At 56.7% G+C, this 25007-nt stretch carries 22 protein-coding genes; 10 read left to right on the forward strand and 12 right to left on the reverse strand.

The window, feature by feature from the left end:
* Nucleotides 1–4: 4 nt before the first annotated feature.
* The 7 genes from uxuA to JQR86_RS09650 form a co-directional block, all read right to left on the reverse strand.
* Nucleotides 5–1183, reverse strand: coding sequence for a mannonate dehydratase (gene uxuA, locus JQR86_RS09620; protein ID WP_434154800.1), 1179 nt, complete (start codon nt 1181–1183; stop codon nt 5–7).
* Nucleotides 1184–1194: 11 nt separating this feature from the next.
* Nucleotides 1195–2652: a mannitol dehydrogenase family protein gene (locus tag JQR86_RS09625; protein WP_434154802.1), complete on the reverse strand. Its 1458-nt coding sequence runs from the start codon at nt 2650–2652 to the stop codon at nt 1195–1197.
* Entirely contained in the window at nt 2645–3748 is a 1104-nt protein-coding gene (locus JQR86_RS09630) for an Ldh family oxidoreductase (protein ID WP_150347416.1), read from the reverse strand. The genes JQR86_RS09625 and JQR86_RS09630 overlap by 8 nt, the downstream gene beginning before the upstream one ends.
* A gap of 10 nt (nt 3749–3758) precedes the next feature.
* On the reverse strand, nt 3759–5048 hold the full coding sequence (locus JQR86_RS09635) for an MFS transporter (RefSeq protein WP_434154804.1): 1290 nt from the start codon (nt 5046–5048) through the stop codon (nt 3759–3761).
* 84 nt (nt 5049–5132) lie between these two features.
* A complete protein-coding gene (locus JQR86_RS09640) occupies nt 5133–6164 on the reverse strand; it encodes a Zn-dependent oxidoreductase (RefSeq protein WP_074826405.1) in 1032 nt (343 codons plus the stop codon).
* 125 nt (nt 6165–6289) lie between these two features.
* Nucleotides 6290–7501: a D-mannonate dehydratase ManD gene (gene manD, locus JQR86_RS09645; protein WP_010798285.1), complete on the reverse strand. Its 1212-nt coding sequence runs from the start codon at nt 7499–7501 to the stop codon at nt 6290–6292.
* A 3-nt stretch (nt 7502–7504) separates the two neighbouring features.
* The gene (locus tag JQR86_RS09650; RefSeq protein ID WP_434154805.1) at nt 7505–8491 is read right to left on the reverse strand and encodes a sugar kinase; all 987 of its coding nucleotides are present in this window, start codon (nt 8489–8491) and stop codon (nt 7505–7507) included.
* A gap of 269 nt (nt 8492–8760) precedes the next feature.
* Here JQR86_RS09650 and kdgR point away from each other — a divergent pair, with 269 nt between their 5' ends.
* On the forward strand, nt 8761–9549 hold the full coding sequence (gene kdgR, locus JQR86_RS09655) for a DNA-binding transcriptional regulator KdgR (protein WP_122042569.1): 789 nt from the start codon (nt 8761–8763) through the stop codon (nt 9547–9549).
* Nucleotides 9550–9619: 70 nt separating this feature from the next.
* Here the strand turns inward: kdgR and JQR86_RS09660 are convergent, their stop codons facing one another.
* Nucleotides 9620–10273 carry a DUF4198 domain-containing protein gene (locus JQR86_RS09660; RefSeq protein WP_239380847.1) on the reverse strand — a complete coding sequence of 218 codons (654 nt, stop codon included), beginning with the start codon at nt 10271–10273 and terminating at the stop codon, nt 9620–9622.
* A 341-nt stretch (nt 10274–10614) separates the two neighbouring features.
* Between JQR86_RS09660 and JQR86_RS09665 the strand changes: the two genes are divergently transcribed.
* Nucleotides 10615–12846 carry a TonB-dependent siderophore receptor gene (locus tag JQR86_RS09665; RefSeq protein WP_434154808.1) on the forward strand — a complete coding sequence of 744 codons (2232 nt, stop codon included), beginning with the start codon at nt 10615–10617 and terminating at the stop codon, nt 12844–12846.
* Between the two features lie 64 nt (nt 12847–12910).
* Here JQR86_RS09665 and JQR86_RS09670 read toward each other — a convergent pair whose 3' ends face one another.
* Entirely contained in the window at nt 12911–13381 is a 471-nt protein-coding gene (locus JQR86_RS09670; RefSeq protein WP_434154810.1) for a hypothetical protein, read from the reverse strand.
* A 59-nt stretch (nt 13382–13440) separates the two neighbouring features.
* On the opposite strand from JQR86_RS09670, the gene JQR86_RS09675 reads away from it, so the two are divergent.
* Complete coding sequence (locus JQR86_RS09675; protein WP_122042573.1) at nt 13441–14061, forward strand: flavin reductase family protein; 621 nt, start codon at nt 13441–13443, stop codon at nt 14059–14061.
* Between the two features lie 193 nt (nt 14062–14254).
* On the opposite strand, the gene JQR86_RS09680 is transcribed toward JQR86_RS09675, so the two are convergent.
* Together JQR86_RS09680 and JQR86_RS09685 are read right to left on the reverse strand one after the other, a co-directional pair.
* Nucleotides 14255–15691, reverse strand: a complete 1437-nt coding sequence (locus JQR86_RS09680) for a heavy metal sensor histidine kinase (protein ID WP_434154867.1) — start codon at nt 15689–15691, stop codon at nt 14255–14257.
* The gene (locus tag JQR86_RS09685) at nt 15670–16365 is read right to left on the reverse strand and encodes a heavy metal response regulator transcription factor (RefSeq protein ID WP_434153469.1); all 696 of its coding nucleotides are present in this window, start codon (nt 16363–16365) and stop codon (nt 15670–15672) included. The genes JQR86_RS09680 and JQR86_RS09685 overlap by 22 nt, the downstream gene beginning before the upstream one ends.
* Before the next feature lie 139 nt (nt 16366–16504).
* Here JQR86_RS09685 and JQR86_RS09690 point away from each other — a divergent pair, with 139 nt between their 5' ends.
* From JQR86_RS09690 to JQR86_RS09705, 4 genes are all read left to right on the forward strand, one after another.
* On the forward strand, nt 16505–17128 hold the full coding sequence (locus JQR86_RS09690; RefSeq protein WP_434153470.1) for a hypothetical protein: 624 nt from the start codon (nt 16505–16507) through the stop codon (nt 17126–17128).
* Between the two features lie 54 nt (nt 17129–17182).
* Nucleotides 17183–17806: a cytochrome b/b6 domain-containing protein gene (locus JQR86_RS09695; protein WP_434153471.1), complete on the forward strand. Its 624-nt coding sequence runs from the start codon at nt 17183–17185 to the stop codon at nt 17804–17806.
* Nucleotides 17799–18557 (forward strand): molybdopterin-dependent oxidoreductase, encoded by a 759-nt coding sequence (locus tag JQR86_RS09700; protein WP_434153472.1) that lies wholly within the window; start codon nt 17799–17801, stop codon nt 18555–18557. The genes JQR86_RS09695 and JQR86_RS09700 overlap by 8 nt, the downstream gene beginning before the upstream one ends.
* Before the next feature lie 346 nt (nt 18558–18903).
* Nucleotides 18904–19179, forward strand: coding sequence for a hypothetical protein (locus JQR86_RS09705; protein WP_434153473.1), 276 nt, complete (start codon nt 18904–18906; stop codon nt 19177–19179).
* Here the strand turns inward: JQR86_RS09705 and JQR86_RS09710 are convergent, their stop codons facing one another.
* Nucleotides 19180–20304, reverse strand: a complete 1125-nt coding sequence (locus JQR86_RS09710; protein ID WP_434153475.1) for a metallophosphoesterase — start codon at nt 20302–20304, stop codon at nt 19180–19182. It abuts the gene before it with no gap.
* A 221-nt stretch (nt 20305–20525) separates the two neighbouring features.
* On the opposite strand from JQR86_RS09710, the gene JQR86_RS09715 reads away from it, so the two are divergent.
* The 3 genes from JQR86_RS09715 to JQR86_RS09725 all read left to right on the forward strand — a co-directional run bounded on the left by JQR86_RS09715 (nt 20526) and on the right by JQR86_RS09725 (nt 24800).
* Entirely contained in the window at nt 20526–21269 is a 744-nt protein-coding gene (locus tag JQR86_RS09715; RefSeq protein ID WP_407363322.1) for an SDR family oxidoreductase, read from the forward strand.
* 197 nt (nt 21270–21466) lie between these two features.
* Entirely contained in the window at nt 21467–22132 is a 666-nt protein-coding gene (locus tag JQR86_RS09720) for a 4Fe-4S dicluster domain-containing protein (RefSeq protein ID WP_434153476.1), read from the forward strand.
* 37 nt (nt 22133–22169) lie between these two features.
* The gene (locus JQR86_RS09725; protein WP_434153477.1) at nt 22170–24800 is read left to right on the forward strand and encodes a molybdopterin-containing oxidoreductase family protein; all 2631 of its coding nucleotides are present in this window, start codon (nt 22170–22172) and stop codon (nt 24798–24800) included.
* Nucleotides 24801–25007 lie beyond the last annotated feature (207 nt).

The raw sequence follows: 25007 nt of genomic DNA on the forward strand, positions 1-25007 counted from the left end.
AATGTCAATTTTGCAGTAATTGACGCACGGCCAGCTCTACCCCGCGCAACTCTGCCAATCCTTTGAGACGGCCGATCAGTGAATAGCCGGGGTTGGTACGGCGATGCTGATCATCTAGCAGCTGATGACCATGATCGGGCCGCAGGGGAAGTCGGGGGCCATGCTCATGTTCGCGTCGACACTCTTCCAGAACCAGCTCACGGATCACACCAACCATGTCTGCGTCTCCAGCCAGATGATGCGCTTCGTGAAAGCTGCGCGGATCAGCCTCGCGCTTCACCGAGCGCAGGTGAGTGAAATAGATGCGAGGCGCAAACTGCCGGGCCATGGCAACGAGGTCGTTATCTGCACGCACCCCGTAGGATCCGGTGCAAAAGGTCAACCCGTTGGCCGGACTGGGTGCCGCATCAAGAAGCCATTGGGCGTCCTGTGCGGTAGACACGATACGAGGCAAGCCCAGAAGAGGCCGTGGCGGGTCGTCGGGGTGAATGGCCATGCGTACGCCCGCCGCCTCCGCCACCGGCACAATGGCCTTGAGAAGGTAGCCCAGGTTTTCCCGAAGCTGCTCCGCGTCGATGTCCGCATAGGTCGCAAGCAGTCCTTTGAAATCATCCAGGCTATAGTGCTCTTCAGCGCCTGGCAGACCGGCAATCAAGGTAGCAACGAGCGTATCGCGCCGGGTGTCGTCCAGGTTGTCAAAATAGGTACGGGCCCGCTGGATATCGTCCTCGGTGTAGTCCGCCTCGGCGCCTTCACGCTTGAGGATAAAGAGATCAAACGCGGCAAATGCATCCTGATCAAAGCGCAATGCCCACCCGCCATCCTCCAGCGGCCATGCGAGGTCCGTACGGGTCCAGTCTAAGATGGGCATGAAGTTATAGCAGACGATGTCGATGCCGCACGCCGCGAGATTGCGAAGGCTCTGTTGGTAGTTGCCAATGTAGTCATCGCGGCGGCCACAGCCTCGCTTGATATCCTCGTGAACGGGAATACTTTCCACCACCGACCAGGTCAGTCCAGCTGCCTCGATCATCGCCTTTCGTTCACTGATCGCCTCTACTGTCCAGACTTCCCCGTTGGGAACCTGATGCAAGGCCGTGACGATGCCTGTCGCGCCGGTCTGCCGAATATCGCTCAAGCTGATGGGGTCGTTAGGGCCGAACCAGCGCCAGGTATGCTCCATGACTTCGCTCCTTAATGATTATTACTGTTCGTCGCTTCTGCGAGCGCCACGGCAATACCTTGGGTGCTCAGCACACGGTAGGCTTGATGCACGGCCTGCCGGAACGCCTCCTGCTCGGCCAGACTCGCCGGAAATACGTCCGTAAGTCCCAGAAAGGCCTCGACCAGTGCTTCGCCCTGCCGGTGCGCATGCAACTCAGCAAAGGTGTCATGCAGCGGATCATTTACCTCATGCGCCCCTTGGCTGCTCTGCCCGGAGCAGTACTCAATCCAGGCCGCTACGCCAAACGCAATGCAGCTGATTCCGCCTCCCTGAGCAAGCCGTGCTTCCGTTCCGGAGAGCCAGCGCTGGGGCAGCTTTTGCGAGCCGTCCATAGCGATCTGATGCAAACGGTGCTGGAGGCTGTCGTTGCGAAAGCGTGCTACCAGATCATCAGCATAGGCGTTGAGGTCGATTCCTGCCGGCATCTCCAGCGTCGGCATGGCCTCGTCTTTCATGTAATGCCGGACAAGGCTGACCAGCGCAGGATCGTTCATGGCGTCATACACCGTGGTATAACCTGCCAGTGCACCTACGTAGGCCAAAAGTGAATGGCTGCCATTGAGCAGGCGTAGTTTCATGGTTTCGAATGGGCGTACATCCGCCACCATCTGCACCCCCTCCTGCTCCCAGTCGGGCCGCCCCTGAGGAAACTGATCCTCTATCACCCACTGGCTGAAGGCTTCGCCAATAACGGCTGCCTGGTCCTCGCAGCCAAGCTGGCGCAACGTTTCGAACGAGGCGTCAGTCATGGCAGGAACAATGCGGTCTACCATACTGCTGGGAAACGCGACCTCCTGACTGATCCAGGCGGCCAGTCGTTCATCCTGGGCAGCCGCCAGTTGCGTTACCGCCTGCCGTGTTCGCTGGCCGTTGTCCGGCATGTTGTCACAGCACAATACCGTAAAGGGGGCTATCCCACGGGCATGACGGCGGCGCAAGGCCTCTACCAGCAGACCTGGGGCCGTACGCGGCGCATGGGGCGTGCGAATATCATGGGCGATATTGGGGTCATCTACGCGTAGCTGCCCAGTAGCGGGACTCAAGCAGTAGCCTTTTTCCGTCACAGTCAGCGTTACGATGCGTGTTGCTGGCTCGGCCATTCGTTCGAGCAAGGCTTCTCTACCTTCACCGCCTTCACCGGCATAAAGCACTTCCTGCAACGCTGCGATTTCTCGCAAGGCAACGTGTTCGCTGTCTCGGTATTCGGCCACGTGATAGCGGCAGTCTTGGGCACGAAGCTGATCGACAAGTGCGCGGTTGGAGCGAATGTTGGCGCTGCATATACCCCACTCTCCGCCACCATGCCGTGCCAGAGTGCGCTCCATGTAGACCGCCTGATGCGCTCGGTGAAATGCACCAAGGCCCAGATGCACGATGCCGATGATCGGCTTTGGATAGGTTGAGGGATACCGCTCGACTTCACGCATGGGAAGGCTCCTTGATTCCTGCCAGAGTAACGCCACAGGCTTCCCCTAGCGCTTGAAGGGATTCGATCACCCCTGTCTCAACCGGCACACCCTCACGCGATGCCGCTTCCTGGGCCTGGATTTCCTTGAGTCCCGCGTACCAGACCTGATCGTGCCCTGCGGCAGGCTCCGAGGTACGCAGGTCTGACAAGAGCTGATCCATGGCTTGGCGAAACTCATCCGCGGGACGGAACAGGTCGATTCGAAAAGCAGCAAAAAAGTGCCCCACTCGCCCCGTACTCCCAGGCGTATCGTGCAGGTGCCTGCCAAACCCATGCCCCGCCAGTGCGCCACAAAGGATGTCGACCATCACGGCAAGACCATAGCCCTTGTGGCCACCAAACTCGGTGCCCGCACCGCCTAATGGGTGCAACCCGCCGCCTGCATAGATGTTCATGCTTTCCAGAAGACTGGGGGCATCATGGGCATCGCCTCCATCCGGTGCCGCAGCCCATCCAGTGGGCAACGGTGTGTTCTGCCGGCCATAGACTTCCAGCTTGCCGCGCGTCACGGCTGTGGTCGACATGTCCAGCACAAAGGCCTTCTCCCTGTCGGCCGGTGCGGCAAAAGCGATCGGGTTGGTGCCAAACATGCATTGTCGACCATGCGTGGGAACGCCAAGTGCCGCCGTGTTGGTCATGGCGATGCCAATCAGGTCATGGGGCAGCGCCTGCATGGCGTACCAGGCGGCAATACCAAAGTGGTTCGAATCGCGTACGGTAGCGAAACCCGCGCCGTGCTCGCAGGCTTTGGCAATCACGGCATCCATGGCCTGCTGGCTGACCGTGGTGCCCATACCACCCTGGGCGTCCAACACCAGAGAGAGCGGCGTTTCATGAACCAGCTTCGGTTTGGCATCTGTCAGGATACTGCCCGCCTTGAGCCCTCGCACATAGCGCGGCAGACGTGCTACGCCATGGGAAGGAATGCCCCGGGCGTCAGAATTCACCAGCACCCGGGCAGCGAGTTCGGCGTCCGGTGCGGCGAGACCATGGGCTCTAAAGACCTGCTGGCAGAATCCTTCAAGCGCCCCTTGTTCTACACGTGTGTACTGCATCTGCAACTCCTTACGAGGAACGGCCCAGTACTGACGGCGTAGCGACCGGTGGCGCCATCTCCGCCTGCACAGGGGCAATAGGCTTGACGAAACGGGCCACACACAGCGCACCCACAACCGTCAAAAGACCTGCCAGGAGGAAGGCACTGGTAAATGCCCCGGTAAACTGGACGATAAAACCGGTCACGGTTGGTCCGACGATGCCGGAGGTGTTGGCCAGGAAGTGCATGAAGCCGCTTACTCCACCGACCCGTGCCGCCGGTACGGTATCCTGGATGATGGCCCAGTAAATAGCGCCGGTCAGATACAGGAAGAATACAGACAGCGCCACCAGCGCTACCGCGCTATACATGGTGGAAACAAGCCCGGCGCAACCGATGCAGACCGCACAGCACAACAGGCACCCCACCAGCACTACCTTGCGCGAAAACATCATCCGGCCGGTTTTCTTGAGCACGAAGTCGGACACGAAGCCACCCAGCGCCAGTCCCAGGCATCCCAGAATCCACGGAATGACGGTCGCGATGCTCATGTCCTTCACGTTCATGCCATGGGCCATGGTCAGGTAGCTTGGGAACCAGGTCAGGAAGAAGTACAGCGTGTAGTTGTAGGTGAAGAAGGCAAACGCCGTAAACAGCACGGTAGGCTGCTTGAGGTAATACCGGAGTGGCTGAGTCGGCACGTTGGCAATCTCGGTGAGCCGTTCACCCTCTTCGATTTCACGTGCTGCCGCGCCGTCCGGCTTGGCCTTGATGAACTTGAACCACACCGCCGCCCAAACGAGGCCAATGATCATGATGACGATGAAGGACTCCTTCCAGCCGTAGGTAACGGCAATGATGCCTACCACCGGCCCGGAAATGGCGCCACCCAACGGCGTACCGGCCATGGAAACACCCAAGACGCGTGCTCGCTTATCGGGCGCATACCACGTGTTCACCATCTTGCTGGTTGTCACGCTCAGCGGCCCTTCCCCCATGCCAAACAGCACACGGATCAGGAACAATGAGGCAAAGCCCAGGGCCAGCACCGTCAAGCCACTGAACAGTGACCACAGCACCATAGCCACCAGCAGCGTGGTTTTGGCACCATAACGATCCGCTGCCCAGCCGCCGACAAAGTTGAAGGCTGCATACCCTACGAAAAAGCTGCTGAAGATCAGCCCCATCTCGCCGGCATTGAGCCCAAAGTCCTTCTGAATGAACGGAGCCGCCACAGACAATGCCGAGCGATCCAGATAATTGATGACACCCGCCAGAAACAGCATGACGAGTACCAGGCTACGACCTTGACCAAACATGGAAACCTCCCGCTTCTTGTATTTATCGGTGAGGGCGCCCGGGTGGGCGCGTATCGATTGGAAAGACGGCTAAGGCCGTCCGAGTTAACCCGCCACGTGCATCAACTCCACTAACACCTTACGCGTCTGCTCAGGATGGCTTTCGATCAGATCAATGGCCTCAGGCATATCGTCAAAGGCTACGCGATGGCTGATCAGATCCTGCGCATTCAGCTTTCCGGTCGCCATCAGCTCAATCACCCGTGGAAATTTGCGGTTATTGAGCCGCGATCCTACTAGTGTCAATTCCTTCTTGATCATTTCAAGCTGTACCAGGTCGCTGGGCGCTGCATTGAAACCCAGAAGACCAATCCGCCCGGCGGGTGACGCCAGCCGCACCATTTGAGGCATCAACGCAGGAATACAGGCTGCATCTACAATGAGCGGTACGCCCTCGCCTCCGGTCTGCTCCTTCATGACAGACTCCACATCCTGTGCCTGCCCGTTGATCGTGCGTGTCGCGCCCAACGCCCGGGCTGTTTGCAGGCGCGTATCAATCACATCGGTAACAGTGATGTCGGTAAGTCCCAGGGCGCGCGCCATCTGCACGATGGTCAACCCGATAACGCCAGCGCCATAGACCAGTACAGAGTCGCCTGGCTGAGGTTGCATGCGATCAAGCACGTTCAGCGCGATGGAATACGGCTCCACCAAGGCGGCATGGCTGAGCGGCATCCCCTCTGGCAGTTTGTGAGCGTTCTCCGCTGGCACACTGACGCGCTCGCTGAAACCACCGTCGCGGTGCACGCCAATCACTTGCAAATGGGTACAGACATTAGGACGGCCAATGCGACAGGGGTAGCAGGTGCCGCAACTGATGACCGGATCGACGCACACACGATCGCCAACGCTCAGCGTCTCGACACCCTCGCCGACCTCCTGAACGACACCGGCAAACTCATGCCCGGTCACCCGTGGAAACCGAACGAATGCGTTCTGCCCATGGATGATATGCATGTCCGAACCGCAGATACCCGCATACGCCACGCCTACCACCACCTCACCTGGCGCAGCGACTGGTGTCTCGACCTGGGCCAGACTGAACTCATGGGGAGCCCGTACCTGAAAGGCTTTCATTATTTGCCACTCCTCTGGATCGACCTAACGGCTGCACCGGCGTTACCCAGCAGCCTCCCTGCATACAATCGATTCTGTTTGTTCATTGTGCGTACCCGTCTGTTGTTGTCATTGTCGAGCATGATTCACCAGTGCCAGAGCGTGCCGTCTACGAGGCGGTTTACCGGCAGACTGGCACGCTTGTAGGGATAGCGCGCCGCCAGATCTTCATCGATGTCTACGCCATGCCCTGGCGCTTCGCCCGGCGTGAAATGACCATCTTCGAATCGATACGCGTGGGGGAAGACTTCATCGATCCGCTCCTCATGGGGCATGTGCTCCTGGATGCCAAAGTTAGGTACCCAGGTATCGAAGTGCAGTGCCGCTCCCATGCATACCGGTGACAGGTCAGTTGCGCCGTGAAAACCGGTACGCACGTGATACAGCGCCGCCAGATCGGCGATGCGCCGGACATGGGTAATGCCACCGGCATGCACAAGCGTTGCACGGATATAATCGATCAGCTGCTCCTGGATCAGCTCGCGGCAGTCATGGATCGAGTTGAAGACTTCACCCACCGCCAGCGGTGTGGTGGTGTGCTGGCGGATCAGGCGGAAACCTTCCTGATTCTCGGCAGGTGTACAATCTTCCAGCCAGAACAGATTGAATTCCTCTACCGACTTACCCAGACGCCCTGCTTCAATGGGTGTCAGGCGATGGTGCACGTCGTGGAGGATGTGCAGGTCATCACCAAAGCGTTCACGAACCGCAGCAAACAGCTTGGGGACATACTTGAGGTACTTGGCGGTATCCCAGACATGTTCGGCCGGCAGGTCACTGTCTGCCGGCTCGTAGCGCTCACCTTCGCGCTTGGCTACACCATAGGTGGTCGGAATACCGGGAATGCCACATTGGACTCGAACAGCCTTGTAGCCCAACTCTACATGCCGGGCTACCTCGTCCAGGCAGGATTCGATGTCCTTGCCGGTAGCGTGCCCGTATACCATCACCTGCTCACGACTCTTGCCGCCAAGCAATTGATACAACGGCATATTGGCGGCCTTGGCCTTGATGTCCCACAACGCCAGGTCAACCGCGGCAATCGCCGTCATGGTGACGGGCCCACGACGCCAGTAGGCACCGCGGTACAGGTACTGCCAGATGTCTTCGATTCGATGAGCATCCCGTCCGATCAAGGCAGGAATAACATGTTCCTCCAGATAGGCGACCACGGCCAGCTCACGGCCATTGAGGGTAGCATCGCCGATTCCGTAAAGACCTTCGTCAGTCACAATCTTGAGAGTGACCAGATTACGACCGGGACAGGTCACGATAACGCGGGCTTCTCTTATCTTCATTGTTCAAGCCTGGGCAGCTAGGGAATACGAAAGCGCGGGCATTGCCGGCATGGCGGGAGGCGGAATCAGGGCGCCTCGGTGCTGAATGACATTGACAGCCAACCGGTGACCCCACCGGGCAGCCTGTTCAGGATTACCGCCCTGCAGACGACAGGCTAAGTATGCTGCGCTGAAGGAGTCACCGGCGGCGGTGGTATCGACCACCTGCTGCGCCTTCTCGCCGGGAATCGTCAGAACCTGCCGTCCGGTATGGATCAGACACGGAGCCTCCCCCCGCTTGAGAACTATTTCAGTAACGCCTGACTGGGCATAGGTACGGAACAAGACCTCAGGTGAAGAGAATCCGAACAGCTCGACATCGTCTTCCCAAGTAATCAACGCAAGGTCGACCAACGCCAGCAATGCCTGGTAGCAGTGCTGCGCCGTAGCACGATCCGGCCAGAGTCGGGGACGGTAATTATTATCGAACACGATCCGCGTGCCCTGCCTGCGCGCCTCGGCTAATGTCTCGAGAAGCCGTGCCCGGCCTTCGGCAGTCAGGACGGCCAGGCTGATGCCACTCAGATAGATCACGTCATAGTCGAGCAAGGCCGCCAGCGTCTGCGCTGCCTCATGGCCATCGAAGCAGCGTCGGGCGGCCGCCTCACCACGCCAGTAAAGAAACTGCCGCTCGCCGTGCTCATCGGTCTGGATGAAATAAAGACCAGGCAATGCATCAGGCAGGTGTCGCACATTTTGTGTACCCAGCCCTTCAGCCTGCCAGGTTCGACACATGGCCTCGCTGAACGGGTCTTGACCGATGGCGGTTATATAGTCCACCGAAATGGCCGTGGACTGGCATAGCCGAGCCAGGTAGACCGCGGCGTTGAGTGTATCCCCGCCAAATGCCTGAGTAATCGTGCCTACGCTGTCGCGTTGCAGCTCGATCATGCATTCACCAACCAGGGCAACCCGTATCGGGGATGGCAAAGATTTGAAGAGGGACGTCATAGGGAGCCGCCCCCCACCCGATTCGTCACACACGCGTCTGCTTGGACGGGCGTTAAATACCGTTGTCGAATGGCCTGCATCATCTGGTGCCTTCTTGTTTTTGTAGCGGGGTTCCACGCTTGCGGCCCCTACATCAGCATTATTGAAACGCGGTTTCAATTCCTGTATTGAACCGAGTGTAGCGATTCAACAAGGCACGTCAAGAGAAATGAAACGCTGTTTCGAAATGGAATTCAGATACACTCAACAACGTTCGCAGAGGAGCCCGCATGGATAGTCCCACTACCAATAATGAATCTGTAACCGCGGTTAGCCGGACCATGGCTGTTCTGGAAGCGCTGGGTCAGTGTCCTGAAGAAAGTGGCGTTTCAGAAATTGCGCAAAAGCTGGACATGTCCAAGAGCACCGTCTACCGCTTTTTACAGACCCTTAAATCGCTAGGGTATGTCGTACAGGACAGCGAGGATCGTTATCGCCTCAGCGTTCGGCTGTTTGAGCTGGGCAGCAAGGCGTTGCCGCATATTGATCTTGTACGTGAAGCCGAGCCCGGCATGCGTACCATCAATGAGCTTACGAGCGAAACAGTGCATCTGGGCATTCTCGATGAAGACAATATCGTTTATGTCCACAAGATCGACTCGCGCTACAACCTGCGGATGTATTCGCGGATCGGCTTGCGTGCGCCGCTTTATTGCACAGGTATTGGCAAAGTACTGATGGCCTGGCGCGACGAGCAGGATGTACGCAAGCGCCTGGCGAGCGAGACCTTCCAGCCTCGTACGGCCAATACTTTGTCGAGTCTGGAAGCCTACCTTGAGGAGCTGGCACTTATCCGCAGCCAGGGATACGGTGAGGACAAAGAAGAATTCGAAGAGAATATGCGCTGCCTTGCCGCGCCCATCCATGACCGCTTCGGCCATGTCATTGCTGGAATGAGTGTTTCCTTCCCCTGCTTTCGCTTCAGAGAAGAGCTTAAAGAAGAATATGTTCAGGAGCTGTTGAAAACAGCCCAAGCCATTTCGCGCCGCTTGGGTTGCCCCGAAAGCATGTTTAACTAAATGTTTGACGTGTCTCCGCTGCTACTAGCGAAAGCAGCGGAGAAGTAACAGTGCATTTAGTGTGCAGCCGTCAATCCACGATAAAGCTTGTGGTAGTACCGTAATAGAGATTATCCATCTTCTGACCGGCTACTTCATAACCATTCGCAGGCGTCTGGTAACCACTTGCCAAGATGAACCGGCCTTTCTCCTTGGCAGGGACATCGACAACACCCTGACTATCCGTCTTCAATTTCAGCGCCTGATTTTTTGGATCGAACAGAACCACATCATGCTCGGCAAGCGGCTTGCCTTTGAACAGTAAGGTAAAGCGGTTACTGTTTGCAGCAGCAGGCACGAGTTCGTAATCCAGCAATGCCTTGGTCTCGGTGCGGCCTGCACGAGCGTGCATCAAGGCGGCTGTATAATGGCCCTGCTCATCCTTCCAAGGTTTCCAGACCTGATCGTTATAACTGCGAACATCCCCCTGCTCGTTTACTGCAGCCTCCAAGTGATCTTCACGTGCTACAACCTTTGCCGTTGCATTTCGATCATGGGTAAACACTTGAGTGGTAGGGGCCAGCGCCGCAATGGTCTCGCCGGTTTCCAATACGCCCTCGTCCGGCTCGCCGAGGTAGACACGTATGGGGCCACTTGCATCCCGCTCAAGCCAGAGTTCATGCGCGCTTGCATTAAGTACAACGCTACCAAGACCAATACAGAGCAGAGCGTTTCTAAGTATCACCACAGGTTTTCCTTATTGAAGGTTATTGGAAGCGCCCCTTCACCACTTGGCAAAAGAAATTCGCACCGGTTGCACCGCTTTCATGTATCGCGCAGCAGTACATAAAGCATGTAAAAATCACTGATGAGAAGCGTTTTTCCGCCTGCTTGACCTCTTTAGCCCTTACCTCACATCCATCCTATCCCGTTACGTCGATAAAGCCTTATGGCTAATTTGTAATGAGATATTTTCTTTTTTGATACAAATTCTCAATTGATATAAGTTATCAGGTAGATAGAAAACCTCTCACCTCGCGCTATTAGCTGTGGTTGTACTTAAGCGCTTATCTACAAAGGACTTGTATGTACCGCTCTGCTGCTTCATCTTGCGCTATCGTTGCCTGCGTGACCCTGCTTGCCTCACCCATAAATGCGGCTGAACAAGAGGCTGCCCTTGAACTGGACGCTACCGAAATCAGCGAGGAATCGCTAGATGAAAATCCTACAGGGCCGGTGAGTGGATATGTCGCCAATCGCAGCCTTACGGCTACCAAGACCGATGCCTCATTAATCGAGACACCGCAGTCCATTTCGGTCATTACCCGTGATCAGATGCAGGCTCAGGATGCGCAGAGCCTCAATCAGATCCTGCGTTACACCGCGGCCGTCATTCCGGAAAGTCGTGGCGCTACCGCTTCGCGCCTGGACCAGTTGACCATTCGGGGGTTTTCACCAGGCAGTTACCTAGACGGGCTGCGCATGCCCGGCAGCCGGGATGCCCTTCCTCAGGAAGATGCCTTTGATCTGGAGCGTGTAGAGGTACTAAGAGGGCCTGCGTCGGTACTTTATGGACAATCCAGCCCGGCAGGCGTGATCAATATGGTCAGCAAGCGTCCCCTGGATACGCCCTACCATGAAATCGGTGTTCAGGTAGGCACGTTTGACAAGAAGCGGACCACGCTGGATTTCAGCGGTCCTTTAGACGACGCAGGAGAGTTTTCCTACCGTCTGCTGGGTCTTTATGACGATGCGGATGGCCAGATCGAACACACCGAAGTACGTCGACAGTCCATTGCACCGTCATTCACCTGGCGCCCCTCGGAGAACACGACCCTCACGGTACTGGGCCATTTCCAGCAGGACCCCAAAGGGGGATCCTACGGCTCCATTCCCGCCTATGGCTCAGCACTGCATAGTCCAACTGGCAGGCGCATCAAGGTCGACTTTTACGACGGTGACAAGGAGTTTGAAAAGTCTGATCGTGAGTACTATTCACTCGGTTATCAGTTCGAACATCACTTCAACGATACCTGGACTGTACAGCAAAACGCTCGCTACCTGCGCAGCGAGGGCATTTACCGCAGCTTGTACAACGCGTCTGTCCTGGCGCCTGATTACCGCACGATGAGCCGCAGCACCATTGCAACCGATGTGGATATTGACGCCTACGCCCTCGATAACCAGCTCCAGGCCAAGTTTGGTACGGGCCCGTTACAGCACACCGTGTTACTGGGTGCTGACTATCAGAACACCAGCAGCGATACCAAGGCCGGTTACGGAAAAGGCAGTAGCCTGGATATCTTCGACCCTGTCTATACCGGTATCGATCGCTATCCTGCCTTCTCGACCGACGCGACTCAGCGCAGTGAGCAGAAAGGTCTCTACCTACAGGATCACCTGAGTTGGGACCGCTGGGTCCTGCTAATGGGAGGACGATACGACTGGGCAGATACCAGCAATAGCACACTCACCCTCAGCACCGGCAGAAAAGCCAAAAGTTCGCAATCCAGCGAAGCATTTACAGGACGTCTGGGCCTGGTCTACCTGTTCGATAATGGGTTCGCACCTTATGTAAGCTATGCGGAATCGTTCGAGCCACAGTCGGGCACGCTCTATGGCGGCTCGCTCTTTCAGCCATCGGAAGGCAAGCAGTACGAAATCGGCATCAAATACCAACCGCCTGGGAGCAACAGCTTTATCACCATCGCGGCGTTTGATCTACGCAAGACCAACGTACCGACACTCGACCCAGACCCTACCCATCTGTGTAACGGCAGTCGCTGCCAGGTACAGGATGGCGAAGTCCAGTCCCGTGGCCTGGAGATTGAAGGCAAAGCCAGCCTGACCAATAATCTGGACATCACTGCCGCCTACGCCTACCTCGACAACCGGATCACAAAATCCAACAACACCACCAACAGAGCCCCTGGGGTGACGGGTATTGCAAACGGTCCCGAGGTACCCGTGGAAGGCACGACTACGTACGGCCTGCCTCGCCATACCGCTTCCGCCTGGGCCGATTACACTTTTCATGAGGGGCCGGTTAAAGGTCTTGGAGTAGGCGGCGGTGTACGCTACGTCAGCTCCTCTTGGGGCGATGCCGCCAACACGTTAAAAGTATCCGGCTATACGCTGTTTGATGCCGCCATCCACTATGACATCGGCCACATCAATAGCCCTACCGACAACTTGCGGCTGGCGCTGAATGTAACCAACTTGACGGACAAGGAATACATCACAACCTGCTACTCATACTCATGGTGCTGGTATGGCTCGCAACGTACGGCGCAGTTAAGTGCTACGTACCAGTGGTAACCAACACTCCGGGCCGTACCCTACATTATTCTACTGATATCGTCGGTAGCCTGTAGACTGGCACTTAACGTCTGGTAGCTAAAAGATACTGTTCAGCTACCAGACGCGCATCCAGCAGTGCGTAGTGAGGCACCTGCTCTTCAGCAATTGCCTCGGCAAGATCGGGTATCAGGTCATAGCTATTACGGGGCGCGTTACGCACATTGGCAGGCCACTTGCCATGGCGATATGCCAGTTGACTGAAGAACTCCCAATCCCATAGTGGCGCATCACAGCACACGATGACCTCTTCATCAAAGCGGGATAGAAACTGCCATAGCGCATCCCTGGCGTCCGGTACGCTCATGCCATACTGCACAGGGTCCAGCTGCGGCAGCACAATTTCAATGACAAAGTCAGAGCAGTCTGCAAGGTCCCAATTCTGCGGCAATTCAACATAAAACTCGGGGCCGTCTGGAACAACCAGCGCCAGCGAAATCAGTCTGGCTTGCGCAGTAAGACTAGTGAACTCTGTATCAAGAAAAGCAAATGGCATTGCGTCACCCCGAGCTGGTGTGTGTCAGTATGTAATCATCTAGTCAGGAGAGGCTGTCGATGTCTGAACACGTTCATTTCTACGAACCCGCCAAAGGCCATGATCTGCCCCACGATCCCTTTAATGCGATCGTCGGCCCACGTCCGATTGGCTGGATTTCCTCTCACAACGAGCAGGGGCAATTGAATCTGGCGCCGTACAGTTTCTTCAATGCCTTCAACTATGTGCCGCCCATTATCGGCTTTTCCAGCATTGGCTATAAGGATAGCGTACGTAATATCGAGCGGACGGGTGAGTTCTGCTGGAACCTTGCGACACGCGCACTGGCGGAACAGATGAACACCAGCTGTGCAGCGGTAGCGCCGGAGGTCAACGAATTTGAGCTGGCCGGGTTGACGACTGCACCCTCACGCGTGATCTCGGTACCACGTGTTGCCGAAACCCCGGTGTCCTTCGAATGCAAGCTCACTCAACTGATCCAACTGCAAACCGCAGCCGGGGATTCGGTGGAAAGCTGGCTGGTGCTGGGAGAGGTGGTGGGCGTGCATATCGACAAGTCACTGTTGGTCGACGGGGTCTACCAGACAGCGGCAGCACGGCCCATCCTGCGCGGGGGTGGCCCGGCAGACTATTTCGAGATTACCGAAGCGCAGCTCTTCAAGATGTACCGGCCGAAATAAATACCCAATAATTATTCAGCGCAAACGAAAAACCCCGCGCTTGGCGGGGTTTCGTCGACCTTACTCAACATCCTGTCAAGTTGCCATCCTGGCGTGGTCGTCGTCCTTGAGGTGCGATGAGCGCTTCCTGCGCTGCATTCCGATATGTGTAGATTACGCAGATGCTGCATGCAGGCCTAGCGCCAACCGACTTCTATCCGTGTAAGCCTTTTGCCATAGGTGCCGTCAGTATGGACTCGCGCTTTGGAGCCACATGGGGAAAGCGCAAGGTAAAGCAAATGTGCCGATGCTCATCCTGCTCGACGCTTGCACTTCCCCCATGCAGACGCATGATGGCAGCTACAATCGCCAGTCCAAGCCCGTTGGATTCCGAGCCATGCCGTGCCGCATCACCTCGGTAGAACCGATCAAACAAGCGCTCCAGCTGAAGAGGTTCGAGCATAGGGCAGCTGTTCTCTACCTGGATCCATTGCTCCTGTCCTTTTTGCAGTGTACGGATATGGATAACGGAACCTTTGTCCGCATATCGAATGGCGTTGGCAACCAGATTGCTCAGCGCACGGCGCACCATCAGCGGATCAGCTTCCAACTTCCCGTCGCCTTCAGTACTGAGCCGCAGCTCGCGCTCTTCGGCCAGCCCTTCGAAGTAGTCCGCTACACGCTCCAGCTCCTCTGCGAGCGCCAGTGTTTTGTAATCCAGTACTGCCTGTGCATCATCGGCGCGGGCCAGAAACAGAATGCTCTCCACCATGCGTGAAATACGCTCAAGCTCTTCCAGGTTAGAGGCAATTACACTCTGGTATTCATCCAGGGAACGAGGCTGCTGCAACGTAACTTGGCAGATCCCCATCAGCGAACCAATAGGCGTGCGAATCTCATGGGCGAGGTCCGCTGAAAATTGCACCAGACGCTGATAGCCATCCGCCAGCCGATCCAGCATACCGTTGAACGCCGTGGTGAGTTGATCCAATTCCTTAGGCGTATTGGCGGGGTCGAGTCGACTATTGAGTCGCGCGGGAGTGATTGTTGCAGCATGGGCAGCCATTTCACGAATAGGCAGCAACCCTCTGCGCAGCAACAGATAGCCCAGAATAGCTGTCAGCAGAAACGCCAGCACTACGGCGCCCAGGATGCGCTCACGGAACGTATCAAGCATGGCCATCTCCTTGACCAGCAGATGAGCCGCCACGACACGAACCGAGGTATCCCCGGAACGGACTTCGGCTGCCGCTGCGCGCAGGGGAATATTGTTCGGCGCAACGCCACTGCGCAGGTCATCCAGATTCAATGACTCCTCACTGCCGACCACAGGCAAATCCGGCAGTATGGCCTGCTTGGGATTGACCATGACGATAGGCTGCCCCTGCTGGCTGATAATGAAGACATCCTCCTCATTACCCAGCATGTTTTCGAACAGCTGCGGATTGCGCTGCAGATCCGCAAGATTCAGGTCATACCTCAACAGTTTACGAAAATGGTCGACCCGGCCAAGTACGGCATAATCACTGCGCTCCAGTAGCGTGTGTTTCAACGAGCCGTACAGATAAACGCCCGCGCCGCCTACGGTCAGCATGGCGACAACCGCAAAGGCCAGGGTTGCCCGGAGGGTTAGAGAGGGCTGTCTTCGGATGCGCATGGCCGAGCCTCACAGACGTAGCCAATGCCGCGTACCGTATGAATAAGTTTGATGGGATAGGGTTGATCGATCTTGCTGCGTAGTCGCTTGACGGCCACATCCACTACATTGGTGTCGCTATCGAAATTCATGTCCCACACCTCCGACGCGATCAGGGTACGCGAGAGCACCTCACCTTCACGGCGCAGCAGCAGATGCAACAATGCGAACTCCTTGTTGGTCAGCGTAATCACCTGCTGCTGCCGCGTGACGCGCCGCCTGAGCAGATCCAGCTCCAGGTCTGCCAGGTGGTAGTGGTCGACCTCTCGGACAACGCCACGCCTGAGCAAAGTACGGATGCGCAACACCAGCTCGGTAAACGAAAACGGCTTGACCAGATAGTCATCCGCGCCCAGCTCAAGGCCGCGGATACGGTCCTGCACCTGATCGCGGGCGGTAAGAAACAGGACAGGCACATCGTGCTTCTTGCGCAGCACTTCCATAATCTGCCAACCGTCGATGCCAGGCAGCATGACGTCCAGAATGATCAGGTCATAATGATGCTCAAGCGCCATGTGCAGACCGTCCGCTCCATGCTGGGCCCAGTCCACTACATAGCTGGACTCACCCAGCCCTTTCTTCAGGTACTCGCCGGTTTTCGTGTCGTCTTCAATCAGTAATAGGTGCACAGTTGCTCTCCTGCGATCAGTCAATTCTAACGAGCACGACGACGACGGTGGATTACATTTTTGTCATTCGCCCGTCATCTTCATGACCCCTTCCCTGCGCGAGCATGGCTCCTGCAACCTATCCCAGAAGGATTCGCCCATGACCAAGAATCTGTTATCCACTGCCCTAGGTACCTTGTTACTGGGCAGCACGCTGCTTGTCCATGCCGCCACGCCCGCCGGCGCCGCCATGCCGACTGTCAAGCCGGTTCGCGGAACGGTAGATGCCGTGCAATCCAACAGGCTGGATCTCACCACTCGCAATGGCCAGCACCTGTCGGTTGCGTTGACTGACAAGACATCTTATCGCCTGGTCTCTCCGGCCAAACTGGACGCAATCGAGCCCAGCAGCTTTGTAGGTTCCGCCGCCATTCCGCAGCCGGACGGCAGCCTCAAGGCACTGGAAGTCACCGTATTTGAAGCCAGCCTGCGGGGTACTGGCGAAGGCCATTACGGATGGGAAAACGCTGATGGCTCTTCCGGTACCATGACCAACGGTACTGTTGGCGAACTTAAAAACGCCAACGGCCGCACCCTGACAGTGCAGTACAAGGGCGGCGAAAAGCAGTTGCATGTGCCTGAAGATGTGCCGATTGCCTATGTAGAACCCGGCAAGGCGGACGAACTCAAGCCTGGGACCAAGATCGTGTTGTTTCCTGATGCTGATGGCAAGACGGCCAAAGGCGTTGCGATCGGCAAAGACGGCTATACCCCACCCATGTAATCCAGCCGAGGCGTACCGGTGCGGTACGCCTACCCTCCTACCGGGAGATGACCCATGACGCATCCGACTACCACGCGGCGGCTGGTGCATGCCTGGCCGGTACGCCTGACTCACTGGATCAACGCCCTTGCCATGCCCTGCATGTTTTTGAGCGGATGGGGTATCTACAACGCCTCACCGCTATTCGGGTTCGCCTTTCCGACCTGGGCTACCTTGGGCGGCTGGCTGGGTGGCTCCATTGCCTGGCATTTCGCGGTCATGTGGGTCCTGGTGATTAATGGCGCCCTCTATGTGCTGTACAGCCTCGCCAGCCGACACTTTCGTCGGGACTTTTTGCCCATAGGCGTCCAGGCCTTTCGCCAGGACCTTATGGATGCGCTGCGCTTTCGGCTAGCCCATCGACTGGGTACGTATAACGCTGTGCAGCGGCTGATGTACTGGTTCGTACTGGCCATGGGCGTTCTGGTCGTGCTTTCGGGTCTTGCGATATGGAAACCCGTACAGTTGCAGACCCTGGCCACTCTGTTCGGTGGGTTTGACCGGGCACGCTATGTCCACTTCCTTGCCATGGCTGGGATCGGCGGGTTTGTGATTATCCACCTGACTCTCGTCATGCTTGTCCCTCGCACTTTTCTTCCGATGATCACCGGTCGGGCCAAGGAAACGCATCATGAGTGAGCGCAAAACTAGAATTCACCTTGAGCCAGCGCAGCATACACAAGTGGTTAACCTGCAGCGTCGACTGTTCCTGCGCTCCGGTCTTACCGTTGGCGCCATGGCCATGCTGACCGGCTGTAATCTGCAGGATGGCGATCAGGTAGACCAGGTGCTCTGGGCCCTGTCCCGTTGGAATGATCGGGTTCAGGCCTGGTTGTTTGGCGGCCAGCGTCTGGCGCCGGTCTACCGGGAAGACCAGATCACTCATCCTTTTCCGTTCAACGCCTTTTATCCCGAATACAACGTTCCTGATGTAGACCTGAGCGATTATCGCCTTGAGGTCTCGGGGCTCGTACAAAAGAAGCAGCCCTGGACGCTGGAAGCGCTGCGGCGACCTCCTCAGCGCAGCGACATTACTCGGCTGATCTGTATCGAAGGTTGGAGTGCCATTGGTCAGTGGAGTGGCGTACCGCTCAAGACCTTTCTCGAACACATCGGTGCTGATACTACGGCAAAGTATGTTGCCTTCAAGTGTGCCGACCGCTATTACTCCAGCATCGACATGGCCACTGCCCTTCACCCTCAAACCCTTCTGGCACTGGACTTTGGCAAGACACCGTTGCCGCCCGATTACGGCTACCCGCTTCGCCTGCGCGTACCCACCAAGCTGGGCTTCAAGAACCCCAAGCATATTGGCGAGTTGTTTGTTACCAACCAATACCCGGGAGGGTACTGGGAAGATCAGGGCTACAATTGGTTCAGCGGTATTTGAAACCCAGCATTCTGCCCTTATATTAAGAGCCAGCCATATGATGCGTACCGTATTTGCCTTTGCGCCGGTACGCCTCTTTTCAGCGTCATACTGCGCTTGTACGGGTTAACGCCCTTATTCCTAGAACAATCCCAATACCGCCTAGGCTGGCATCGACCAGGTCTGAACCTGTCATACGTCGACGGCCCGATTCAAGTATCGGACAGCCGTGCCGTCATAGAGCATATGGGCATCGAGCTTTCAGACCTGATAAATCAATCATGCCGCTCCTGAACAAGAGCGCAGCATTGCTGCTGAAAAGACCGAACGGGCCTTATTTATCCAACGTCTTTTCAAGGGTTATTCCATGCTCAACTTACTCGCCTCGAAGAATGCGCGCTATTATGCACTCGCGCTAGTCTTCTTGTTTTGCGGCACGCTGGCACTGTTCGGCCTGCTAGGTTTTTTCGACCCCTTCAAAACGCATCATCTGATGCTGAACAGCGCAGATAACCGCAGCGACATCATTATCTGGATGCTGCGCAAAGTATCCTGGTTCCTGTTCATGGCGGTGTCTTTCAGCGGATCACTTCTGTTCCTGGATGCAGCGGTTACGCCAGCAACCGCCACGTCCGACAAGTAATCAGCGACGCGCAGAGACCAGTCGGATGCGGGTGATTTCCGAGGGCGCGCCAAAGCGAATCGGAGGCCCCCAATAACCTGTGCCGCGGCTGATATAGACACAAAGCCTTCCCAGCCGATGGATACCGGCCACCCACGGCTGCTGGAAACGCACGAAATGCATCCACGGCCAGAACTGCCCTCCATGGGTATGTCCGGAAAGCTGAATATCAAACCCCGCCTCGGCTGCCAGCTTTGCTGAGCGTGGCTGATGGGCCAGAAGAACCTTGGGCACGTTGTTCGGCGCACCCTGGAGCGCCGCCTGCGGATCGCTTTTGTGCTGGGGCACAAACATTCCGGCGGAATAATCCGTAATTCCCGCCAGCACCAGCTCAGCCCCGTTGTGAGCAATCACCACGTGCTCGTTGAGCAGCACCCTGAGCCCCATGTGTTTCAAGTGGCTTATCCACTCCAAAGCACCTGAGTAGTACTCATGATTGCCTGTCACCACGTACACACCGTAACGGCCTTTTAGTTCGGCCAGTGGCTGAATGTGCTCGGCCAACTGCTTTACAGAGCCGTCGACGAGATCCCCTGTTACCGCGACGACATCGGCCTCAAGACGGTTCACCCGCTGAACGATGGCAGAAATATAAGACCGGTGAATTGTTGGGCCAACATGGATATCGCTGATCTGAGCGATCGTAAAACCTTCCAGGGCTTCCGGCAGGTCTTCGACGGGTAATTCAACGTCAACGACGTTTGCAATTCGTCGTGCATTGAAGACGCCCAGCACCGTGAAGAGCAGCACCAGAACTATGACTGCCTCGGCAGAGCGTTCTGTGACCGCCTCGGACAGCGCGCCAGGAAACAACATGAGCACAGCGATCAGCACACCGCGCAACAGGCTTAGCACGGCCAGGCTGGAAAAGACTCCCATGGCCAGCAGACCTGCCCAGGCCAGCCAGGGCATGCGCAAACTGCGCGAGCGAAACCCTAATGGCACCAGGTAGCAGGACAGCGCCAGCAAAAGCGCGGCAAGCAACTGCCCTACATCGTTAAGCGGCAGATGGGGAATCAGCGTCACGCCGACATAAACATGAAGCAAAATCAGGATGACCAGCATCGTCCAGCGTGAGCGAAACATTTAAAGATCCTGTTCTAGAGCATTCAGGTAAGACCGCAACGTTGCGGAAACATAACCGCGTTATAGGCAGCACACCAGCAGAAAGCCGCTGATAGGAGCCGGTTCCATGGTTGCAACAAACGACCGGCCTTCTGTTTGCCTAGCCTGTAGGAGACTTCAATAGAACCTATGCCCGTTCGCGTTGTTCTTTATCCAAGGCTTAAACCCCAAGGAGACAGGCCATGAGCAACAACATTGAAGGCAAGATCGTTGTGATTACCGGTGCCAGTAGCGGGCTGGGCGAGGCAACAGCCCGACAGTTAAGTCAGATGGGCGCAACCGTTGTTTTAGGCGCGCGCCGCCTGGAGCGTATCCAGGCCTTGGCTGATGAAATCAATGGCAACGGCGGCAAGGCGCTTGCCATGAAGACTGACGTAACCGACAGCGCACAGGTCAAGGCACTGGTCGAAAAAGCCATCGCCACCTATGGCCGCGTCGACACCCTGTTGAACAACGCAGGACTCATGCCGCACTCCCCGCTTGAGCGGCTCAAGATCGAAGACTGGGACCGCATGATCGACGTCAACGTCAAAGGTGTGCTTTACGGCATTGCTGCGGTACTGCCCCACATGTCCGAGCGCAAGACCGGTCATATCATCAACGTATCGTCAGTAGCCGGACACAAGGTGCGCGCTGGCAGTACGGTCTACTCTGCGACCAAGCATGCCGTACGCATCATCTCCGAAGGACTACGCCAAGAGGTGAAGCCCTACAACATCCGCACCACCATCATTTCTCCAGGCGCAGTTGCTACAGAGCTGCCAGACAGCATCACCGAGCAGGACGTCGCCGAAAACGTCCGCAAATTCTATGAAATCGCTATTCCGGCCGACTCCTTCGCGCGAGCCGTCGTTTATGCCATGAGCCAGCCGGATGATGTAGACATCAACGAGATTCTCTTCCGTCCTACGCTTCAGGACTACTGACACTGCTCCACTAGGGTCTTGCCTGCAAGACCCTGTTTCGCCCTGCGCTACACCATCAGTTTTTTGACGTCCTGCCTAGCTGTGCCACAATTTCCGTCTTTACCGCTTACGCCCTGACTGAGACTGCCCGTTTCGTCTGGATCAGACCAGACGTTCCGGTGCACGAATCACACATAAATAACACTAGAAGGTTTGGTATGGAGGACATCTCCCCCCAATGGCGCATGGCAATCGATTTGGAGCGCTGTATCGGTTGTCATGCCTGCTCGGTCGCCTGCAAGGTCGAAAACCAAGTGGAACTTGGCCACTTCAGAACCAAGGTCTATTACTACGACCAAGGCGAATTTCCTCACACACAGCGCAGCTTTCTTCCGGCCTTGTGCATGCAGTGCGCCGATGCACCCTGTATCAAGGCGTGCCCTACGCATTCCATCGAAAAGGACAAGGACGGCATTGTTCGAATCAACGTGGATACGTGTGATACCTGGGGCAGCTGCGTGACCGCCTGCCCATACGGCGCCCTGCACATTGATCCGGTCCAGTGGGTCGCCGACAAGTGCGACTTCTGTAGCCACCGCCTGGAACAGGCCATGCAGCCTGCCTGCGTCGAAGCCTGCCCAACCGGCGTACTGGTCTTTGGTGATCTCAGCGATGCAGCAAGCCCTGTCGCGCAGTTCTACCAGAAGCGCGGAGCCGAGCTGGCCAGCCTCAAGCCTGAACAGGCCACTCAGCCGCAAGTTCTCTACCGAGGACTGGATCGCGTTGCGCCTCGTGCCATCGAGACCAAGCTGCCACACGGACGCAACCACGACCCGCATTCCTACGAGATCGATACGTGGGCGGAGCTCGGTACGCCTACCTGAACACGCTTGCGTCCTGTCCCTTTTCGAGCATGAATCAATGAAACGTCGCACGTTCATCAAATCCGGAATGGCAGCGCTCGCGCAGCTTAAATTGGGTGAATACATCTATCTGGGCGTAGGTACCGCCGTTGGTGCCGGTGGTGTCGCTGCCGCCCTGGCCATGGATCCACCGCCCCGCAAGACCAAGCATGATTACAGTCAGGCCAAACGCGTCAAAAGCGTATGCCTGAACTGCTCCACCGTATGCGGTATCGAAGGCTTTGTCATTGATAACCAGGTCGTCAAGATTCGTGGCAACCCTCTCGATCCAAACATGGGTAGCTACATGACCTGTGCCAAGGGTCAGAGCGGGCCGACGATCAATGACTATCCCGAGCGACTGCTTTATCCTCTGAAGCGGGCGGGCGCTCGGGGCGAAGGTTTATGGCAACGGATTAGCTGGGATGAAGCTTATACAGAGATTGCCTCGCGCATTCAGCGCAGTATCGATGCAGGGCACCCCGAACGGGTCGCCTTGCATGCCGGACGCTCTCGCATTGACGCCGAGATCAAGCGCTTCTTGGGCGCTATCGGCTCACCTGTTCAGCTCAACCATCGCGCCCTGTGCTCGGCCAGCAAGCGCGGCGCCAATTACATCAGCCTGGGTGATACCGATTGGGAGTCCATTGATGCCGAGCGCTGCCAGTACTTTCTGAACTTCGGCTCCAATTTCTATGAAGCCCACCAGGGCGGTCTTCATTTGGTCAAGCGCATGGCAACTGCACGCTTTGACCATGGCGCCAAGCTTGTAACCTTCGACGTTCGTTTATCCAATACCGCTGGCCGCAGCGATGAATGGCATGCACCTTTTCCGGGAACTGAAGGCGCCATTGCGCTCGCCATGGGCCACGTCATCATGCGCGAGGGTGAATACGACCGCAGGTTCATGGAGCACTTCGTCAACCTGAGCCTGAAAGAAGTCCATGCCTTCCTTGCCCCTTACACGCCTGAATGGGCGGCCCAGCAGTCAGGGATCGCCGCCAGCGACATCGAACGCCTTGCACTTGAATTTGCTCGCCAGCGCCCCGCTGCTGTGGCGTTTACCAACCGGGGGACAGGCGCCCATTACAATGGACTCAATGCTGAACGCGCCGTGGTCATGCTCAATGCCCTGGTTGGCGCTGTAGGCCAGCCGGGTGGTTACTGCTATGGCCTGGAAGAAAAGCTCAGCGCCACTCGCTACCCGCACCCGCAACCTGTGCCGCCCAAGCCGAAGCTGAGAACGGATCTGGAAGATCCACCCGAGTGGCCACTGGCCAACCGCTGGCAGGAGATGAAGGTGGGCCAGATTGTGTATGACTACATCCGCCAAGGCCGCGCCAAGGTTGATGTGTATCTATCCTATACGATCAGCTCTCCCATGACCTGGCCCGAGGGCCGCTCGACAACGGTCGAGGTGCTCAAGGATGAATCCCTGATCCCTTTTCATGCCTGCTCCGACGTAGTTTATTCAGAGATGGCCCATTACGCCGATCTGATCCTGCCGGATGCGACCTACCTGGAGCGCTGGGGGCTTGATACCCGTAACAGCCTGGAACTCCAGCACTTCGTTACCTTGCGTCAACCCATGGTCCAGCCACCGGGCGAAGCACGTAGCTATGCCGATGTGCTGTTTGATATTGGTCGACGCCTCGGCCCGGAACAGGCCAGATACTTTCAGTTTGGTGACCATGAGGCGTTTGTCCGACACCAATGCGCCAACATACCGGCTGGCGAAGAAGCTGATGGCTTCGAGTACATGAAAAAGCATGGCGTATACATCGACCGCAGCGCTCCGAAAAGCTACGAGGTGCATCGCCAGCGCCTCACGCCTGAACAGCTCCGCAACGCACGGGTCGATGAAGCCACGCAGGTCATCTACACGGCCAATGCGTCCGGCCAGGAAAGTGCTATTGGCCTGATGATCGAAGAGGACGGGATTCGCACAGCAGTCAGAGGTTTCCAGACCCCCTCTCGCAAATTCGAGCTGTACTGCCCGGAGCTGGTCAAGGTCGCTACGACGCTCGGCATTACCGATGACGGTCTGCCCAGTTATATCCCTATTCCTGCGCACCAGAACCTGCCGGAAGACCGGTTCATCCTGACCAGCTTCAAATGGAATGTGCATACTCAGGCCCGGACAGCCAATCAGAAATACCTGACGGAAATCGTCCATGACAATCCCATGTGGATCAATGCATCTACTGCCGCGTCACTTGGCCTTAAAACCGGCGACTGGGTTGAATTGACCACCTACCGCCCGGTCAGCGGCCCGCATGGTGACCAAGCCTATAAGGGGACAGGTGAGCCTGTAGGTTCCGAGCGTGTTCGTATTTTCGTAACCCAGGGCATACATCCTCGCGTGTTTGCGGTATCCAACAGCCTTGGCTATCTCGTATCGGGTCGCGCTGCCCTTGCACGTCAGGGCGAGCGCAATACCGAAGCGACACTTGGCCAGCAGGGTTATGGAGGGACTCCAGAACAGGATGACCTAAGCACCTCGCTCTGGTGGGATGAACGCCAGGGCGGCCGCGGTAACGGTTACAACGTGAACCGAATTATTCCCATCAACCCACAACCGCTCATTGGTAACCAGGCTTGGTTCGATACGGTTTGTACCATCCGCAAAGTCGAAGGTAGAGAGGCGTGAAAAGGTAGGCAGAGGTCTAGGCCATGCCACAACGTACGCGACAATGCGTTCATAGACATCGCGATAAATAACTAATAGAGTCTAATCGGTACGGCCTTGCTTATAGCCAAAAGCTATGTCAAGGCTGTCTCGACTGCAATCCATTCTGGCTTCAACACCTTAAGCTGTACCTTGCCGTAGTTATGCTTCCCTGCGTTTCCCTCTAGC

This window comes from Pseudomonas sp. JZ134, from assembly GCF_051027695.1.
Lineage (GTDB): Bacteria > Pseudomonadota > Gammaproteobacteria > Pseudomonadales > Pseudomonadaceae > Chryseomonas > Chryseomonas luteola.

Excerpts from the sequence above, each read along its gene's own strand:
- JQR86_RS09690 (WP_434153470.1), top strand. The coding sequence starts at position 16,505 with ATGACCAAGAATCTGTTATCCACTGCCCTAGGTACCTTGTTACTGGGC.
- JQR86_RS09700 (WP_434153472.1), top strand. The coding sequence starts at position 17,799 with ATGAGTGAGCGCAAAACTAGAATTCACCTTGAGCCAGCGCAGCATACA.
- JQR86_RS09650 (WP_434154805.1), bottom strand. The coding sequence starts at position 8,491 with ATGACGTCCCTCTTCAAATCTTTGCCATCCCCGATACGGGTTGCCCTG.
- JQR86_RS09630 (WP_150347416.1), bottom strand. The coding sequence starts at position 3,748 with ATGCAGTACACACGTGTAGAACAAGGGGCGCTTGAAGGATTCTGCCAG.
- JQR86_RS09670 (WP_434154810.1), bottom strand. The coding sequence starts at position 13,381 with ATGCCATTTGCTTTTCTTGATACAGAGTTCACTAGTCTTACTGCGCAA.
- JQR86_RS09695 (WP_434153471.1), top strand. The coding sequence starts at position 17,183 with ATGACGCATCCGACTACCACGCGGCGGCTGGTGCATGCCTGGCCGGTA.
- kdgR (WP_122042569.1), top strand. The coding sequence starts at position 8,761 with ATGGATAGTCCCACTACCAATAATGAATCTGTAACCGCGGTTAGCCGG.
- JQR86_RS09675 (WP_122042573.1), top strand. The coding sequence starts at position 13,441 with ATGTCTGAACACGTTCATTTCTACGAACCCGCCAAAGGCCATGATCTG.
- JQR86_RS09720 (WP_434153476.1), top strand. The coding sequence starts at position 21,467 with ATGGAGGACATCTCCCCCCAATGGCGCATGGCAATCGATTTGGAGCGC.
- JQR86_RS09725 (WP_434153477.1), top strand. The coding sequence starts at position 22,170 with ATGAAACGTCGCACGTTCATCAAATCCGGAATGGCAGCGCTCGCGCAG.
- JQR86_RS09640 (WP_074826405.1), bottom strand. The coding sequence starts at position 6,164 with ATGAAAGCCTTTCAGGTACGGGCTCCCCATGAGTTCAGTCTGGCCCAG.
- manD (WP_010798285.1), bottom strand. The coding sequence starts at position 7,501 with ATGAAGATAAGAGAAGCCCGCGTTATCGTGACCTGTCCCGGTCGTAAT.
- JQR86_RS09715 (WP_407363322.1), top strand. The coding sequence starts at position 20,526 with ATGAGCAACAACATTGAAGGCAAGATCGTTGTGATTACCGGTGCCAGT.
- JQR86_RS09635 (WP_434154804.1), bottom strand. The coding sequence starts at position 5,048 with ATGTTTGGTCAAGGTCGTAGCCTGGTACTCGTCATGCTGTTTCTGGCG.
- JQR86_RS09665 (WP_434154808.1), top strand. The coding sequence starts at position 10,615 with ATGTACCGCTCTGCTGCTTCATCTTGCGCTATCGTTGCCTGCGTGACC.
- JQR86_RS09710 (WP_434153475.1), bottom strand. The coding sequence starts at position 20,304 with ATGTTTCGCTCACGCTGGACGATGCTGGTCATCCTGATTTTGCTTCAT.
- JQR86_RS09705 (WP_434153473.1), top strand. The coding sequence starts at position 18,904 with ATGCTCAACTTACTCGCCTCGAAGAATGCGCGCTATTATGCACTCGCG.
- uxuA (WP_434154800.1), bottom strand. The coding sequence starts at position 1,183 with ATGGAGCATACCTGGCGCTGGTTCGGCCCTAACGACCCCATCAGCTTG.
- JQR86_RS09625 (WP_434154802.1), bottom strand. The coding sequence starts at position 2,652 with ATGCGTGAAGTCGAGCGGTATCCCTCAACCTATCCAAAGCCGATCATC.